Below are 16623 nucleotides of genomic sequence, written 5' to 3'. Positions count from 1 at the left end.
CGCCGCCCCCGCAAAACCCTGGGCTTTCAAACACCAGCCGAGAAAATGGCAGCACTGATAAACTCAACCGAAACATAAGAAGTGTTTCCACGACCACTAGAATCCGCCCCGGGAAGGCACTAAAAATCTCCCCGCAGCTGCGCCTACCGCTTCGGTATCCGCACTGCGGGGAGTTTTGTCTGAGTTGATGCTTGCGAGCGTTAGGACTCGTTAAAGAGATCGTCTGTAATCGCTTGATTGGTATCGGGGATATCAAGCTCTTCGGCTCGTTTATCGGCCATCGACAGCAAGCGGCGAATACGCCCTGCTACCGCGTCCTTGGTCATAGGAGGCTCGGCCAGGCGGCCCAGCTCTTCTAGAGATGCCTCGCGGTGCTGAACACGCAAGCGGCCTGCGTCTGCCAAGTGCTCAGGAACATCATCACCTAGGATCTCCATGGCGCGGTCAACGCGCGCTGCCGCGGTAACTGCGGCGCGAGCAGAGCGCCGAAGGTTGGCGTCATCAAAATTGTCCAAGCGCCGAGACGTATCGTGCGCCTCCCGCTTGACGCGCTTCTTTTCCCAGCTCAATCGAGTCTCCTGAGCACCCATCCGGGTAAGAAGCGCCCCGATGGCATCGCCATCGCGTACAACGACGCGGTCTTCACCGCGGGTCTCCTTGGTCTTCGCTGAGATACCAAGGCGGCGGGCGCAGCCCACCAGTGCCAACGCAGCCTCTTGGCACGGGCAGGTGACTTCCAGCGCGGAAGAGCGGCCTGGCTCCGTGAGGCTGCCATGGGCAAGGAAGGCTCCGCGCCATGCTGCTTCGCTATCGGCCACGGTGCCGGAGATGACCTGCGGCGGCAGACCCACGACTGCATGGCCGGAGCGGGTGATAAGGCCTAGCCGACGGGTCAGCTCTTTCGCACCGGTGGAAATGCGGACCGTTACGCGAGTCTTCTTGGTGGTTCCTGCTGGGCCGGCAACGTGGCTCTCGGCGGATATCCCATAGAGGTCATCGAGTGCGGTCATGACGCGCCGCGCAATGGCGTGGCTTTCTAGCTCCAGCTCATAGGACATGCTGTCACCGGAAAAATCTAGCTCGCCGGCGAATCGCAACATCGCCGCCAGTTCGGCAGCGCGAGCGGACTGGCGTGGCACGACGACAGCCGTCAATTCTTCTTTGACCTGGTCGGTCAATGGTGTGGTCACCTAGTTCGCCCCATTTCTATTCTCACAGTCACGAAGTATGCATACAGGCTAGAGCCTTGGCTCACGGCCTAGTGCGGTGAAAGGATTTCTGACATCATACCGCGCGGACTCGGTCACCGCGCAGTCGGCCGAGTGCGGCCGCTCGCACGATGCCGCGGTGAATTAGCGCCGGTTCTAATCGCGAGTGCTGCGATAGTCTGAATATAGGTCCAAGAGCGCCGCAGACAGCTTTTCCGGATCGTGTTTATTGATGCTACGGCCATCGGCATCAACTTGGCTCACATCCGCAAAGGTAGCGCGGGCACCTAGGGATTGCGCGGCGCGCTGAATATAGACGCGCTCACTATCGGTGGGTAAAGCCGCCTCGTCCACCAAAATGCGGTCAATCCGCAGATCGGGGGCGTGTTGAGCGAGCACATGCAAGTGGCGCTCTGCGGAAAAGCCATTAGTCTCACCGGGCTCAGCCGAAAGGTTCAAAACAACGACGCGCAGCGCATCGGAAGCAGAAATCGCATCCACTACCTCCGGCACGAGAGTATGTGGCAATACCGAACTAAACCACGAGCCTGGACCGATGGTGATGAGATCCGCGCGCTGGATGGCATCGAGCGCATCCGGATTCGCGCTGGGCTGTTCGGGCACGATGCGCACGCGCCGCACCTGGCCCGGCGTGGAAGCGACGGCAACCTGGCCGCGGACTTGGCGCATGACACGGGGGTCGTCGTCAAGCCCGGCAACATCCGCCTCAATCTCTAGGGCCTGGTTGACCACTGGGAAGACTCGCCCCTGGGAATTAGTAAGTTCTGCGATGGTATCCAGGGCAGCTTGATAATCGCCGAGCACATCCGTCAATCCCGCAATCATCAGATTGCCCACCGCGTGCCCTGCCATAGCGCCATTGCCGCCGAAACGGTGTTGCAAGGTTCGTGCCCACAAGTCCCCCACTGGGTCACTATTGGCCAAGGCAGCTAGCGCCATGCGCAAGTCACCCGGTGGAATAATTTCCAGCTCGCGGCGCAAACGTCCAGAGGAACCGCCATCATCCGCAACGGTAACAATGGCAGAAATATCGGTCGCCTCGCTAAAGCGTGCGGACAGAAGGGTTTGATAAAGTCCATGGCCGCCTCCAAGGCAAACCATGTGTGAAGGATTGGTCATAAAAGCGTTAAAACTCCTGTGCTCTAGCCTCGAGCGATATCTCTATGCAAGGTGCTTACGTCTAATGTGTCATTGTCCCGCAGGCGCGCCGCAATAGCCTCTGCGATGGCGACGGAACGGTGGTGGCCGCCCGTGCAGCCGACTCCAAGCGTGATGAAGTTCTTGCCCTCATGGCGGTATCCATCCAGCATGGTGGAAAACATCTGCAAGAAATTGTCCACGAATTCCTGCGCCGCTGGCTGCGAGAGCACATAGTGGGCAACCGGTTCATCCGTACCGCGGTATCCGCGCAGTTCCGGAACCCAATAGGGGTTGGGCAGGAACCGCACGTCTACTACTAAGTCGGCATCGCGGGGCGAGCCATTCTTAAATCCAAAGGATTCGACGGTGACATGCTGCTTTTCATTTTGCATCTCACCAAAGGCGGCCTCAATGGCACGGCGAAGATCATGAATGGATAGGCTCGTCGTATCGATAATGATATCCGCATGGGAACGCACATCTGCCACTGCCCGGCGCTCGCGTTGGATTCCTACTTTAAGCGTGTCCCCCTCCTGCAAGGGGTGGGTGCGCCGCACCGAATCGAATCGGCGGATGAGTACATCATCGCGGGCATCCAAGAAGAGCACGGTGGGCTTCATATTTAGTTCCGTAAGCTCATCCATAATCTCCAACAGAGACCCTGGGAACATGCGCGAGCGCACATCCGTTACGGCTGCTACCTTGCCCACCGGAGTTTCCTCTTGGTTGCACAGCTTGAGCAGGTCCACAATGGCGCGAGGCGGAATATTGTGGGCCACGTAGTAGCCCTTGTCCTCAAACACTTTGGCAGCGGAACTCAACCCGCCGCCGGACATGCCGGTTATCAAAATGGGTGGAGTTTCGAAATGCGTCATGCTCTTCAGTCTAGCGCTTCAAGATTCGCTGCCTCTAGGAGAATGCCACTTAATTGCCCGCAGAATCATGCAAACTCTCGTACACGGTCTGGGCCAGTTTTGGACCAAAACCGTTGACCTCACAGATCTCATCCACAGTGGCGGCCTTGAGCTTTTTCACCGAACCGAAATGCTTGACCAGATCGGTGCGCCGTTGCGGTCCTAATCCCGGCACGGAATCGAGTACCGAGGAACGCATCCGCTTTGAGCGCTGCTGCCGATGGTAAGTAATAGCGAAGCGGTGGGCTTCATCACGAATTTGCTGCAGGAGGAAGAGCGCTTGCGAGTTACGCGGCAAAATCACCGGCTCATCATCGCCTGGAACCCAAATTTCCTCGAGGCGCTTGGCCAGGCCCACCAAGGTTACATCCACAATGCCTAACTCATCAAATACCTCTTGAGCCGCGGCCACCTGGGGCGCACCGCCATCTACGATAAAAAGCTGCGGTGGATACGCAAAGCGGCGACCCGCTTCGGCAGATTCTTCCGCCACCTTCTCCTCTGCAAAGGAAGACTCTTCTACTTCCTCATCCGGATGGGCCAGCTTATCTTGCTTGTGGCGCTTAAACCGACGGCGCGTGATCTCTGCGATAGAACCGACGTCATCCGAGCGGCCATCGCCAGCCGCCTCCTTAATGCGGTAGCGCCTATAGTCCGACTTCTTGGGCAAACCATCTTCAAAGACCACTAGAGAAGCAACCACATCTGTGCCTTGAATGTGCGAGATATCGGTACATTCAATGCGTAATGGGGCTTGCTCCATGCCCAGGGCTTCTTGAATATCCTGCAAGGCCGCCGAGCGTGCGGTGAGGTCTCCTACCCGCTTGAGCTTATGTTGGCGCAATTGCTCCTTGGCGTTTTTCTCCACCGTGGCCATAAGCTGTTTTTTATCGCCGCGCTGAGGAACGCGCAGGTCTACTTGGGCGCCGCGCAGCTCCTCCAGCAGCGCGACGACCTGCTCCGGTTCATCCGGCAGGGCCTGAACCAAAATCTGGCGTGGAATAACCTGCACGCGGCGGGATTTCATGTGCGATTCTTGGTCCACCCCGCGCCGCTTCACGTCCGCGGCGAGCGCAGCATCTTCCCGCGCCTCTTGTTTCTCGCGCTCTACCGCATCGGAATAGAACTGGATGAGGAAGTTTTGTACCAACGCGGGCAGCGCGGGATCAGGCTGCCCCTCTTCCAAGGGCTCTGAACTCGCCTGATCGCCGGCGCGTTCGACTACCCAACCGCGCTGACCGCGAATGCGCCCATCGCGAACGTGGAAAATCTGCACCGCTGCCTCAAGTTCATCGGAGTTAAAAGCAATGAGATCAGCATCCGTGCCGTCTGTAAAGACCACGGCTTGCTGTTCCATGATCTTGTCAATAGCGCCCAAGTCATCGCGCAGGCGCGCCGCGCGTTCGAACTCTAGGTTCTCCGCGGCATGTTCCATGTCCTGGGTGAGTTTACGGCGCACTGAACCGGTGTTGCCATTCATGAAGGACACGAGATCGTTGACCGTCTCGCGGTGGTCTTCTTTGCTTACTCGGCCAATGCAGGGTGCATCGCATTTGCCGATATAGCCCAATAGGCACGGACGCCCGAGCCGCTCATGCCGGTTATAAACGCCCTTCGAGCAGGTGCGCATGGGAAAGACGCGGGTAAGCAGGTCCAAGCTTTCGCGAACGGCCCAGGCATGGGAATAGGGGCCGAAATAGCGCACGCCTTTGCGCCGCGGGCCGCGGTAGAAGAAGGCGCGAGGGACCGTCTCCCCGACCGAAACCGCGAGCATAGGATAGGTTTTATCGTCGCGGTACATGACGTTGAAGTGTGGATCAAAGCGCTTGATCCACGTGTACTCCAACTGCAGGGCTTCCACCTCGCTGGCAACTACCGTCCACTCCACCGAGTTGGCGGTAAGCACCATTTGGCGCGTGCGTGGGTGCAGTTGCGTGATGTCCTGAAAATAGTTGGACAGCCGAGCGCGCAGGTTCTTGGCTTTACCTACGTAGATAACGCGGCGGTTTTCATCGCGGAACTTATAGACGCCCGGGTCGGTGGGAATGGTTCCCGGAGCCGGGCGGTAGGTAGTGGGGTCAGCCAATTGTTAATCCTGGGGCATGTACTTAGCTTCCACGTCACGGAAGCGGCGGACGTTGTCGATGACGGTGTCCTTATCGCCGGACTGCAACGCCCAGACTGGGACGAACTCGAACTCGGGCAGCTCAAGGCGTGCCATACGTTGGCCTACGGGGAAGGAAAGCCCGTAGACCACCTGCCACGGATAAAAGCGCGTGCCCACGATATTGCGGACCTCTACCCCATCCTCATTGGCGCGCAGGCGTGGTCGGTTTAGAGCGATCCAGGACAGAACGGAAATGAGAACACCTACGCCAGGGAAGGCGAATTTGTCGATGGTAGTCACGTGCGCACCGGTAAAAGACACATCCAAGGTGATTCCCATGAAGATATGGATGGCCATAACGAGGATCACCCAGGCGATAGCGACCTTGCGCAAGAAAGGCGAGGTGGCCGTAAACTCCCATGGCTTAGACGTGGTCTGGGCGAAGGGATCGGCACTGGTATAGGCCAATACTTCGGCGTCGCTAAGCTGGCGGCTGTGCTGCGGGTTCTTTGGGGCCTGCGCCTCGTTCATGTGCATACTCCTTTGGGGCGCGACCCGCCGGCCACCTTAGTGGTCAAGCATCGCGCGCTGACGCATTGCTAGAGGTTACTTCTGTGCTGCGTTTAGTGTACGCAACTGCAGCGCGGTATCTAAAGCCGCAATCATAGCTTCGGCACCCTTGTTTTCTACCGAATCTGCAAAACCGGCGCGGTCGATGGCTTGCTGCTGGTCGTTGACGGTCAGCACGCCGTTAGCTACCGGGGTGGATTCATCGAGTGAGATTCGGGTCAGCGCCTGGGTGACGGAATCGCATACGTAGTCAAAGTGCGGGGTGCCGCCACGGATAACGCAACCTAGGGCCACCACGGCATCGTAGGAGCGGGCTGCGGCTTGGACCACAACGCCAAGTTCCAGGGCACCTACCACTCGGTATTCGGCAACCTCGGCACCATTATCGGTAGCGGTCTGCACTGCCTGGGCATGGAGCTGGTCGCAGATTTCTGCGTTCCACGTAGCAGTAACCACAGCAACTCGCAGTCCACTGCCATCTACCTGGGCAATATCAGGCAGGCCTTCTTTACTCATCGCTATCCTTTCGATTGGACGTCAAAGCTTTACTTATGTTCGGCATCCCACTGGGCAACCTGCGGGAGGTCGTGGCCCATGCGGTCGCGCTTAGTACGCAGGTAGTCAATATTATCCGCGTGGGCTGGGGTGGCCAGCGGCGTGTGGTGGCTGGCATCCACGCCAAATCCGCTCAGCCCTTCGCCCTTATGCGGATTATTGGTTAAAAGGTTCGCGGATTCTATGCCGAGATCGCGAAGGATCTGGCCGGCAACGGAATATTCGCGGGCGTCCTCGGGCAGGCCCTGCTCCAGGTTGGCATCGACGGTATCCATGCCCGAATCCTGCAGGCGGTACGCCTCCAACTTATGCAAAAGCCCGATGCCGCGTCCTTCCTGACCGCGCAGGTAGATGACCACGCCGCGGCCTTCCTGGCTGATAAGGCGCATGGATTCATGCAGTTGGGGCCCGCAATCGCAGCGCCGTGAACCAAAGGCATCACCGGTTAGGCATTCGGAATGGACGCGCACCATGACGTCGCGTGCGCCGCGCAGTTCGGAAGGTTCCCCTGCGACCAACGCAACGTGTTCCTGCCCGTCTACCTCATGGCGGTAACCAATGGCGGTGAAGTGACCGTATTCGGTGGGCAGCTCGGTGGTTACCTGGCGGGTGACCTGCGTTTCATTATGGCGGCGCCACTCGATGAGCTGCGCGATAGAGATCATGGAGAGCCCATGCTTATCGGCAAAGCGACGCAACTCTGGCGAGCGCGCCATATCCGTGGGGTCATCCTCAGAGACGATCTCGCACAGCACACCGGCCGGGCGCAGGCCCGCCAAACGGGCCAGATCAATGGAAGCCTCAGTATGACCGTCCCGCTCCAGAACGCCGCCTGGGCGGGCACACAACGGCACTACGTGGCCCGGGCGGGTGAACTCTCCTGGAGTGGTCGCGGGGTCTGCCAGGCGGCGGATGGTTTCTGCGCGCGAGGTCGCAGAAATACCGGTACTGCCCGTTGCTGCATCCACGGTCACCGTATAGGCGGTACCGCGCACATCCTGGTTGACCGCCAGCATCGGCGGTAGGTTCAGGCGGTTGCAATCGTCTGGCAGCAAGGGTGCGCAGATATATCCAGAGGAATAGCGCACCATGAAGGCCACGAGTTCCGGAGTGGCTAGCTCCGCGGCGAAAATCAGATCGCCTTCATTTTCGCGATCCTCATCATCGATGACAACAACCGGCTTACCAGCGGCGATATCCGCGATGGCCTGGTCGATGGAATCTAGACGGATGGAATTATCACTCGCGCTCATAAGGTAGCAGTCTAGTCCTTAGCCTCAAGGGGTTAAGCTTCGGGGTGAAACATCTTTTCTACGTACTTGGCCAGCACATCCACCTCGAGGTTTACCTCTCCTCCCACCGGCAAGGCGCCGTGAATGGTATCGCGCAAAGTGGTGGGGATAAGGGATACCTCAAACCAGTCTGGGCCCACGGCGCTCACGGTCAACGAGGTGCCGCTTACGGCAATGGAGCCCTTTTCCACGACGTACCGGGCAAGCTCGGATGGCAAGCTAAACCGCAGCACATCCCAGTTCTCGGAGCTAGTTCGGCTCTGGAGCGTAGCGGTGCCGTCCACGTGTCCTTGCATAATGTGCCCGCCCAGCCGGGTGGTGGGAAGCAGCGCCGGTTCGACATTGACCGGATCACCCTCGGCAAGGCGCCCCAGGGCGGTGCGGTCAAGGGACTCCTGCATCACATCCGCACAAAAAGTATCGGCCGACAGATCCGCCACGGTAAGGCATACGCCGTTAATGGCAATGGAATCACCCAGTGCGGCCTCCGCAACGGTACGCGGGGCACGAATGCTCAAACGCAGCGCGTCTGCATGCGGTTCCATTGCCTCCACGGTGCCCAACTCTTGTACTAGCCCAGTAAACACGTCCAACCTTTCTCGCTCACTGCTTTGTCCAGCGCCTAGCGCACGTATTCAATAAGAACGTCATCACCCAGCGCCTTCATTCCCACCCGGCGGAAACGGGTGGCTTCTGCCAGCGTCTGGGTCACGGGGTGTGCGAGCACGCCGCGGCCTTCGCCCAGCAAAAGTGGCGCAATATAGGCAGAGATGGCATCCACCAAATCGGCCTTCAGGAAGCTACTGGCTAGGCCTGCGCCTCCTTCCACGAGGACGTCGCGGGCACCGGTAGCGTAGAGCTCGAAGAGCGCCTCTTCGATGCTCTCGTACTGCTCGTACCCCAACTCGCGCAGGTGGCTTGCTGCATCGCCCGCCGATTCCAAATCACGCTTGCCAATAACCACCCGGCGTGGCTGGTGTGCGCGCAGGCTCCCGTCGTTAAAGCGTGCGGTGAGCGAGGGATTATCAGCCAGCGCAGTGCCGGTACCTACCACGATGGCATCGCGGTGCGCCCTATCGGCATGCACCCAATCGCGCGCTTCCTCGCCCGTAATCCATTGGCTGGTTCCATCGGCCGCGGCCGTAAAACCGTCCAGCGTTTGCGCGAACTTCAAGGTGACGTGGGGCCGTTGGGTGCGCACGGCGAATAGCCATGGCACCAAAGCATCCTCGGCGTGCGGGGGCTTTTCTAGCTTGGCGACGTCCACTCCAGCCTCCGCCAACACTTCTGCTCCACCCGCAGCCTGCGGGGTGGGATCGGCGTGGAGGTAGTACACGCGAGCCACGCCGGCATCGATAAGCGCCTGCGCGCATGGGCCCGTGCGGCCGGTATGCGCACAGGGTTCCAAGGTGACCACGGCCGTGGCCCCGCGTGCCTTATCGCCGGCCTCACGCAACGCCATGACCTCGGCATGCGCACCTCCTACGGGCTGGGTGGCGCCGACGCCCACAATTTCCCCAGCTGGCGACACGATGACCGCGCCTACCGGTGGGTTAGGGCTCGTGGTTCCACGTACCTCAGCACCCGCGGCCATTGCGCGCAATAGCGCTGCGGAGATGTTGCTGTCTTGTAGCCCCGCGCCCATTAGGCACCAGCCGCCAGATCACGCAGCTGCTTCACGACGCCGGCGGGATCGTCCGACTTGAATACGGCTGAGCCTGCCACGAAAGCATCGCAGCCCGCCTCGGCGGCTGCCCCGATGGTCTCGGGTGAAATACCGCCATCGATCTCGATGACGGTATCAAGGCCCTGATCATCAATGCTGCGGCGCAGCATACGGACCTTCTCCAGCATTTCCGGCATGAACTTTTGCCCGCCGAAGCCAGGCTCCACAGACATCACGAGCACCTCATCGAAATGGTGCAGCTTATCCAACCACGGCGCGATGGCGGTGCCTGGCTTGATGGAAAAGGCCGCACGCACGCCCAAATCGCGGATGCGCTGGGCCAAGTCCACTGCCGCCTGGTCATCGGCGACGGCCTCCACGTGGAAGATAATCGTATGTGCGCCCGCCTTGGCGTAGGTCTCCACCCACTTTTCGGGTTCCTCGATCATGAGGTGGACATCTAGTGGCTTATCGGTGCTGCGATGGACCGTGGCCGTGATATCTGGGCCGAAGGACAGGTTGGGCACAAAGTGCCCATCCATAATGTCCACATGGACCCAGTCTGCGGTATCAATCGCCGCTAGTTCCTCGCCCAAGCGAGAAAAATCGGCGGCCAGAATGGAAGGGGAAATAATCGGTGCGGACATGCCCACCAGTCTATCGCGATTAGTCGGCTGCGCGGCGAAGGGCCGCAAAGAACATGGCGTCGGTACCGTGCCGATGCGGCCACATCTGCACGGACTTCTCATGGCCCACATCGCCCATATCCGGAATAAGGGCGTGCGCATCGAGTTCTTCGGCGCCGAGTTCGCGCACGGCGCGGTCAACGATGCCCCTCGTCTCGCGCAGATCTGGCGAACACGTGGAGTAGATAACCACGCCACCTGGACGCACCAGGTTTAATGCGGAAGACAAGAGCTCGAATTGCAGCTGGTTGAGCTCGGCAATATCGGCCTCCGACTTGCGCCACCGCGCCTCGGGGCGGCGACGGAGCGCGCCAAGGCCGGAACAAGGGGCGTCGACAAGCACGCGGTCAAAGCCCTCTCCCACGCCGGGATTGCGGCCATCTGCCACATGAACGTCCACGGGTAAATCGCTGACCGTCTTTTCAATCAGCGCCGCTCGGTGCGGAGATACCTCCACTGCATCAACATGCGCGGAGTCGATGCGGGCAAGCGCGCCCATCAAGGCCGCCTTACCGCCGGGACCGGCGCAGAGATCCAGCCACCGGCCGCTGTCCTCGCCTTCGAGGGGCGCCTCGCATACCGCGCGGGCAATCAGCTGCGAGCCCTCGTCCTGCACGGCCGCCAATCCCTGGCGCACGGGTTCCAATTGGCCGGGGTCACCGGAGTCCATGTACACCGCATAAGGGGAATAACGCCCCTCCTCATTGCCGGTCATCAGGGCCAATTCCTCGGCCGAGATTTCCCCTGGGCGAGCCACTAGGTGCACCGAAGGTCGCTCAGAGTCCGCTGCCAGGGCAGTCTCCAACTCCCCTAGACCCAACACGCGACTAAACGATTCCGCAATCCAGGTGGGGTGGGCATGCTTAAAGGCGATGCCGGCGATTTCCCCCTGTGGAGCGAGCTTGTCCAGCCAGGTCTTGGCCGGCGTCCGCGTAATGGTGCGCATGATGCCATTGGCAAAGCCCTTGGCCTTGACTTCACCGGCGGCTTCTACCAATCGAACGGTGGTATCAACCGCTGCGTGTGGCTCCACGCGGGTATAAAGAACTTGATAGGTGCCCAGGCGCAAGGCATCAACCACGGCCGGGGAAATGGCCTCGAGGCCGCGCGAAGAGCATTCCGCGATGACGGCATCAACTACGCCAAGGGTGCGCAGCGTGCCATAGGTGATTTCGGTGGCAAAGGCGGCGTCGCGCCCCTTGAGCTTTTGCTTGCGCAGTGCCTTGGGCAGAATGAGGTTAGCGAAGGCATCATCATCGCTTACCCTGCGCACCACGTCGAAGGCGACCGAACGCGGCGCATCCACGCCCGCGGCCAGCGCGGCCTGAATCAGACCGCCTTCCTGGCGCTTGCCGGGACGCTGGCCCTTAGCAGCCTGCCGGCCCCTATGCTGCCCACCGCGGCTGCCACGCTGCTGCCGTTGCGGGCGGCCATCTCGGCCCTTCGCACCAGTGGATTTGTGGGAGTCCTGCGGCTTGCCCGCCGGCGACTTATCCCCGGACTTGCTGCGGGAACGGAAACCACCACTCATTGAAACTTCACCTCGGCATCCTTGCCTAGTCCGCGGGCCCAATCGGCCGCATTCATCATCTTCTTTCCCGGAGGCTGGATTTTACCCAGCTGGACTGGCTGCGTACCGGTACCGATGAATACGGCGTTCTTGGCAATGTGCAGCTGCCCTGGTTCTAATTCCTGTGGAACCGCCACCTCTTCTATGAGGCTGACCGGTCCAATCTTCACGCGGGCCTCGTCCCACATGGTCCATGCACCCGGCCCAGGCGTGTGTGCGCGAATGTGCCGATCGATAGCAAAGGCAGGCTGTGACCACTCCACGCGGGCCTGCGCGGTAGAGATTTTCGGCGCATAGGTAGCCTCGCCCTGCTGCGGCTGTGCCTCCAGCTGTCCCGCCGCTAGGCCATCCATGGTGGCCACGAGCAGATCGCCGCCGGAATAGGCAAGGCGCGTCAACAGGTCATCGGCAGTATCGGTGCCTTTAATCTCCTCCGTCACGGTGCCGAGCACCGGGCCCGTATCCAGGCCCTCTTCGATGCGGAAGGTTGATGCGCCGGTAACGTCATCGCCTGCGGCAATGGCAGCCTGCACTGGTGCAGCACCGCGCCATGCCGGAAGCAAGGAAAAGTGCAGGTTTACCCAGCCATGCTGTGGTAGTTCCAGCAGGTCCTTAGTCACCAGATTGCCGTAGGCCACCACCGGAATCGCCTCAGGCTGCAATTCCTTTAAGCGGGCGCGCAGCGCCTGCCCATCCTCCGAGTCAGGGCGCAGGGTGGTCGGGGTCAATACTTCGATGCCATGTTCTTGGGCGAGCGCCTTCACTGGGCTCGGGTGAAGAGTGCGGCCGCGGCCCTTCTTCGCGTCTGGGCGAGTAATTACCGCCACTACCTCGTGCGACGAGGCAAGCAGCTTTTCCAAGGCCACAACAGCTGGCTCAGGGGTACCGGCAAAAATGATCCGCATGCGGGGAAACTCTCCTCTTAATATCGTTCAAAATACTAGGCTACAACGCCGCAACGCTGCCGCCACAGCGAGTGGGCTACGAGGCGTTGAACCACTCGGATTCACGGATGGCGCGCATGGCCTCCTTGCGCACTGGCGCCTCCAAGCGTTGTAAGAAGAGCACCCCATCGAGGTGATCGGTCTCATGCTGGATGCACCGAGCCATCAGTCCAGAGGCCACCATGGACACAGGGCGCCCCTCAATATCCTGGCCAGACACAAAAACCTGGTTAAACCGCGTGGTTTCTGCGCTAATTCCCGGAATGGATAGGCATCCTTCCGGGCCTGTTTGCTGCTGCTCTCCCACCGGAGTCCAGACCGGGTTAACAATCGCCCCGCGCAGCCCAGATTGGGTGTGCGAGCAGTCATAGACAAAGATTCGCTGCAAAATCCCCACCTGATTAGCCGCTAGCCCTACTCCCCCGGCTTTATCCATGGTCTCGAGCATATCGCTCGCCAGAGCGCGCAGACCGGCATCAAATTTACTAATTTCCTCCGCGCGGCTGCCCAAGACTAGGTCGCCGTAGATACGCAGCTCTCGAAGGGACATGGCAATCACACCTTTCTCATGGCACCGAGACCAAGCCGGCCGGCGGTGGCGGCTTCCTCCGTCGAGATTAGCGCATGAGCGCCTATGGCCCCGATATGGCTAACCCACGTGGATAGGGTCAACCACAATGCGCAAAGGCAGATCATCCTTGCGGGCGCTGCGCGACGCATTGGCGCTGCGTAAAGCCCGCCCCAATTGGGAACGCGGCCCCAGCGGGGTGCGCACGACCAACCGCTGGGGTGGGCCAAAGCGCTGGCTATCGTAGTCACCAGGCAGGCTCTGCCCCGGCGGAAGGGGAACTGGTCCTAATACCTCCGCGTGGTCTGGAAGATCCACAAGCTCGGCAAAGCCATCCAGGGATGCATCCGCACCGTCGATGGCAGCAAAATGCACCGCGGGTGGGAAGCGCACTTCGCGCCGGGCAGCAAGCTCTGCCGCGGCCGCGCCCACCATATCCCAGCGTAGGAAATGCTGGACTACGGTGAGCGAGTCATCGGCCGCCAGGATTACTCGACCACCCTTGAAATGCGGCTGCACCAAGGTAGCCGCCTGCGCCCACTTCGCTAGGGTGTCCTCCGTGGCGCGCAGGTCTTGCCGGTTGAGCAATGCTCCGGCGTCCAAGAGCAACGCCGTGCCATAGGCACCATCTTTTACTGTCGGTTCGGCGCCAGGGGTGGCAATGACCAGCGCCGGCGCATTGTCCACCGCATCGAGCACCTTGTTTCCGCCCGAGACCACCACCCGCGTATTGGGAAACGCCCGGCCCATTTCTTCCGCAGTGCGCTCCGAGCCCAACACGATGGCTCGCAGGCGCGGGGACCCGCATTCGGTGCACCGATGCCGTGCCTCAATGCGACCACACCAGCGGCACGTAGGCATTACTGCTTCTTCCGAGCCTGCGCTTGCCGACGCCCCCTTGGGCGGCAGCCCCAACGGCCCATTGCAATGCCGGCAGCGAGCCGGCGCTCGGCACTGGCCGCAGGCCAAAATGGGCGCATAGCCCTTGCGCGGTACCTGCACCAGCACCGGCTCTCCCCTATCCAGCGCCTGGTGGGCAGCTTGGAAGGCCTGCGCCTGTACTTTTGTGGTGCCGCCCTGGAGATCGCGAGCGATAGACAGACCGAACGACCCCACCGCCTCGATAGCCGGGCAACGCGCCGTTATGGTTTGGTCTTTGGCCACCACGTCGTGCGCCCATCCTGATTCCACGAGGAGCTGTGTCTCCGCCGTCCGTGAATGGTTCGCCAAAACCATGCTGCAGCCTTCGAAGGCTGAGCGGGTGGTGAGCACTTCCCTCGCGTGAACATAGGGCTTGAGGTTGTCGACCAAATTATCATTGCCATCATCGAGGATCACCGCCAGTTGCAGGTCTTTGACCGGGGCAAAGGCGGCGGACCTGGTGCCAATGACCACGCGCGCTTGGCCCACTAGCGCGGAGAGATAACGGCGGTAGCGCGCCTGCGGGCCCATGCTATTAGTCAGCACCGTTATCTGCTTTGCGCCAAGCACCTGTCGCAGCGCGGTTTCCAAGGCATCAACGCTCTTCTGGTCCGGGGCGACGAGGAGAACTCCGCCACCGCCAAGCGCCACTTTGGCAGCGAGGGCAGCCAGCGCATGTGCCCAATCATCGCCCGGGGCGATTTGCCAAGCGGCACGGGCGAGCTTGCCGGCCAGAATCGAGTCAACGAAAGCCTCGCCATGTTGATAGGCCGACCATCCTGATAGGTCGGGCTCGCTCGTGGTGCCGAGCTCCTCCCACGGGGTTTCCAGGTCGGATTCCTCCGCCTTGGCGTGCCGCGGCGGGATAGCGGAGCGGATAATGTCTGAGCGCACGCCGCCGTAGCGGTCTGCCAGGGCGTCGACAAGCCGGGCCAGCTGCGGCGGATAAACCTGGAAGGGTGAGATAATGCGCTCGATAAAGCGCAGGTTGCCGCCAAATTCAGAATCATGCCAGCGTTCTAAGACAATCGCGTCCACCAAGCGCCCGTTGAAGCGGATGCGCACCTTAATCCCCGGTTGGACTTCTTCCGAGTCTGCCTCTTCTACGAGGTAATCAAATCCGCGGTCTAGGTGCGCGACACCTAAAAGAGGCAACACCCGCGCAACCGGCTTCCGGGTGGCGGGTGTTTTCTTAGGCATAGGCCTCGATTCTACAGACCAGCGGCAGCACGCAATGCTTCCACTCGGTTCAACTGCTCCCATGGCAGCTCAACGTCGGTGCGGCCAAAGTGACCGTAGGCCGCAGTTTGCGCATAGATGGGGCGCAATAGGTCGAGCTCGCGAATGATAGCGGCCGGGCGCAGGTCAAATACCTGATTCACCGCAGCCTGGATATTCGCATCGCTCAGGCCTTCCTTGGCGGTACCGAAGGTCTCCACGTACAGACCCACCGGCTTGGCGCGGCCGATTGCATAAGCCACCTGGACTTCAGCGCGATCTGCCAAGCCCGCGGCGACGATATTCTTAGCCACCCAGCGCATGGCATAAGCAGCGGAACGGTCCACCTTGCTCGGGTCCTTGCCAGAGAACGCGCCGCCGCCGTGGCGAGCCATGCCGCCGTAAGTATCGACGATGATCTTGCGGCCGGTAAGACCGGCATCTCCCATCGGACCACCAAGGATGAAGGAACCGGAAGGGTTGACCAACAAGGTCGTGTCTTCGGTGTAGTACTTCTCCAAGCCGGCGTCCTTGATAACCCATTCAAGGACCTCACTGCGCAAGGGACCTTCCAACCAAGCGCTATCGACCTCGGCATCGTGCTGCGTGGAAATCACCACGGTATCCAGGTGGGACGGCTCATTGTCGTCGGTGTAGGCAAAGGTCACCTGGGTCTTGCCATCCGGGCGCAGGTGATCGACGATTCCTTCCTTACGTACCTGCGTCAGGCGGCGGGACAGGCGGTGCGCCAAAGCGATGGGCAGTGGCATGTACTCAGCGGTCTCATTAGAGGCATAGCCGAACATCAAACCCTGGTCGCCTGCGCCGGCGGTATCGTTTTCGGCGTCGTAGTCCTCGTCATGGGCGCGGGCCTCAGTGGAGTTGTCTACTCCGGCGCCAATTTCCTGGGACTGCTCGCCAATGGCGATATTCACGCCACAGGTGTTGCCATCAAAGCCGACTTCCGAAGAAGTAAAGCCGATGGACTTAAGGGTGTCGCGCACCAGCGCCGGGATTTCTACGTATGCCTCGGTGCGAACCTCGCCCACCACGTGGACTTGGCCGGTGGTTACCAACGTCTCAACGGCGACGCGGGATGCTGGATCCTTTTCCAGCAGGGCATCAAGGATGGCGTCAGAAATGGCGTCACAAATCTTATCGGGATGGCCTTCCGTAACGGACTCGCTGGTAAAAAGACGAGTTGCCACTGCAGCGTTATCAGTCACAAAAACTTCCTTTGTTC

15 protein-coding genes are annotated in these 16623 nt (G+C 60.5%); all 15 read right to left on the bottom strand.

The genetic code is table 11. The features are described 5' to 3' along the window. Window positions 1-200: 200 nt before the first annotated feature. The 15 genes from whiA to metK all read right to left on the bottom strand — a co-directional run bounded on the left by whiA (window position 201) and on the right by metK (window position 16606). Window positions 201-1190: a DNA-binding protein WhiA gene (whiA, locus tag QP884_RS07780; protein WP_204608969.1), complete on the bottom strand. Its 990-nt coding sequence runs from the start codon at window positions 1188-1190 to the stop codon at window positions 201-203. A 174-nt stretch (window positions 1191-1364) separates the two neighbouring features. Continuing rightward, window positions 1365-2348, bottom strand: coding sequence for a gluconeogenesis factor YvcK family protein (locus QP884_RS07775; protein WP_284821591.1), 984 nt, complete (start codon window positions 2346-2348; stop codon window positions 1365-1367). Window positions 2349-2371: 23 nt separating this feature from the next. Then, complete coding sequence (gene rapZ / locus QP884_RS07770) at window positions 2372-3253, bottom strand: RNase adapter RapZ (protein ID WP_179387568.1); 882 nt, start codon at window positions 3251-3253, stop codon at window positions 2372-2374. A 40-nt stretch (window positions 3254-3293) separates the two neighbouring features. Further along, window positions 3294-5369: an excinuclease ABC subunit UvrC gene (gene uvrC, locus QP884_RS07765; protein WP_284821590.1), complete on the bottom strand. Its 2076-nt coding sequence runs from the start codon at window positions 5367-5369 to the stop codon at window positions 3294-3296. A gap of 3 nt (window positions 5370-5372) precedes the next feature. Then, a complete protein-coding gene (locus QP884_RS07760; protein WP_005328429.1) occupies window positions 5373-5921 on the bottom strand; it encodes a PH domain-containing protein in 549 nt (182 codons plus the stop codon). Window positions 5922-5996: 75 nt separating this feature from the next. Beyond that, on the bottom strand, window positions 5997-6476 hold the full coding sequence (gene ribH, locus QP884_RS07755) for a 6,7-dimethyl-8-ribityllumazine synthase (protein WP_049378203.1): 480 nt from the start codon (window positions 6474-6476) through the stop codon (window positions 5997-5999). A 29-nt stretch (window positions 6477-6505) separates the two neighbouring features. After that, the gene (locus QP884_RS07750) at window positions 6506-7768 is read right to left on the bottom strand and encodes a bifunctional 3,4-dihydroxy-2-butanone-4-phosphate synthase/GTP cyclohydrolase II (RefSeq protein WP_284821589.1); all 1263 of its coding nucleotides are present in this window, start codon (window positions 7766-7768) and stop codon (window positions 6506-6508) included. A 32-nt stretch (window positions 7769-7800) separates the two neighbouring features. After that, window positions 7801-8394, bottom strand: coding sequence for a riboflavin synthase (locus tag QP884_RS07745; protein ID WP_284821588.1), 594 nt, complete (start codon window positions 8392-8394; stop codon window positions 7801-7803). Window positions 8395-8429: 35 nt separating this feature from the next. Then, window positions 8430-9452, bottom strand: coding sequence for a bifunctional diaminohydroxyphosphoribosylaminopyrimidine deaminase/5-amino-6-(5-phosphoribosylamino)uracil reductase RibD (gene ribD / locus QP884_RS07740; protein ID WP_284821587.1), 1023 nt, complete (start codon window positions 9450-9452; stop codon window positions 8430-8432). Then, entirely contained in the window at window positions 9452-10120 is a 669-nt protein-coding gene (rpe, locus tag QP884_RS07735) for a ribulose-phosphate 3-epimerase (protein WP_204608957.1), read from the bottom strand. Before rpe ends, ribD begins: the two co-directional genes overlap by 1 nt. A gap of 19 nt (window positions 10121-10139) precedes the next feature. Next, window positions 10140-11690, bottom strand: a complete 1551-nt coding sequence (locus QP884_RS07730) for an RsmB/NOP family class I SAM-dependent RNA methyltransferase (RefSeq protein ID WP_284821586.1) — start codon at window positions 11688-11690, stop codon at window positions 10140-10142. Beyond that, on the bottom strand, window positions 11687-12634 hold the full coding sequence (gene fmt, locus QP884_RS07725) for a methionyl-tRNA formyltransferase (RefSeq protein ID WP_284821585.1): 948 nt from the start codon (window positions 12632-12634) through the stop codon (window positions 11687-11689). The genes QP884_RS07730 and fmt overlap by 4 nt, the downstream gene beginning before the upstream one ends. Before the next feature lie 76 nt (window positions 12635-12710). After that, on the bottom strand, window positions 12711-13223 hold the full coding sequence (gene def / locus QP884_RS07720) for a peptide deformylase (protein WP_284821584.1): 513 nt from the start codon (window positions 13221-13223) through the stop codon (window positions 12711-12713). Window positions 13224-13322: 99 nt separating this feature from the next. Then, the gene (locus QP884_RS07715; RefSeq protein ID WP_284821583.1) at window positions 13323-15362 is read right to left on the bottom strand and encodes a primosomal protein N'; all 2040 of its coding nucleotides are present in this window, start codon (window positions 15360-15362) and stop codon (window positions 13323-13325) included. An 11-nt stretch (window positions 15363-15373) separates the two neighbouring features. Beyond that, window positions 15374-16606, bottom strand: coding sequence for a methionine adenosyltransferase (gene metK, locus QP884_RS07710; protein WP_040425247.1), 1233 nt, complete (start codon window positions 16604-16606; stop codon window positions 15374-15376). Between the last annotated feature and the right edge of the window lie 17 nt (window positions 16607-16623).

The organism is Corynebacterium tuberculostearicum, from assembly GCF_030229345.1.
Classification (GTDB): domain Bacteria; phylum Actinomycetota; class Actinomycetes; order Mycobacteriales; family Mycobacteriaceae; genus Corynebacterium; species Corynebacterium tuberculostearicum_G.
Note: the sequence above shows the minus strand (reverse complement) of the source record. Positions and strands in the feature narration are given on the sequence as shown.

What these genes read in the sequence shown, in the direction of transcription:
- QP884_RS07775 (WP_284821591.1), bottom strand. Translation starts at nt 2,348, where the DNA reads ATGACCAATCCTTCACACATGGTTTGCCTTGGAGGCGGCCATGGACTT.
- QP884_RS07760 (WP_005328429.1), bottom strand. Translation starts at nt 5,921, where the DNA reads ATGAACGAGGCGCAGGCCCCAAAGAACCCGCAGCACAGCCGCCAGCTT.
- ribH (WP_049378203.1), bottom strand. Translation starts at nt 6,476, where the DNA reads ATGAGTAAAGAAGGCCTGCCTGATATTGCCCAGGTAGATGGCAGTGGA.
- QP884_RS07750 (WP_284821589.1), bottom strand. Translation starts at nt 7,768, where the DNA reads ATGAGCGCGAGTGATAATTCCATCCGTCTAGATTCCATCGACCAGGCC.
- ribD (WP_284821587.1), bottom strand. Translation starts at nt 9,452, where the DNA reads ATGGGCGCGGGGCTACAAGACAGCAACATCTCCGCAGCGCTATTGCGC.
- rpe (WP_204608957.1), bottom strand. Translation starts at nt 10,120, where the DNA reads ATGTCCGCACCGATTATTTCCCCTTCCATTCTGGCCGCCGATTTTTCT.
- QP884_RS07730 (WP_284821586.1), bottom strand. Translation starts at nt 11,690, where the DNA reads ATGAGTGGTGGTTTCCGTTCCCGCAGCAAGTCCGGGGATAAGTCGCCG.
- fmt (WP_284821585.1), bottom strand. Translation starts at nt 12,634, where the DNA reads ATGCGGATCATTTTTGCCGGTACCCCTGAGCCAGCTGTTGTGGCCTTG.
- def (WP_284821584.1), bottom strand. Translation starts at nt 13,223, where the DNA reads ATGTCCCTTCGAGAGCTGCGTATCTACGGCGACCTAGTCTTGGGCAGC.
- QP884_RS07715 (WP_284821583.1), bottom strand. Translation starts at nt 15,362, where the DNA reads ATGCCTAAGAAAACACCCGCCACCCGGAAGCCGGTTGCGCGGGTGTTG.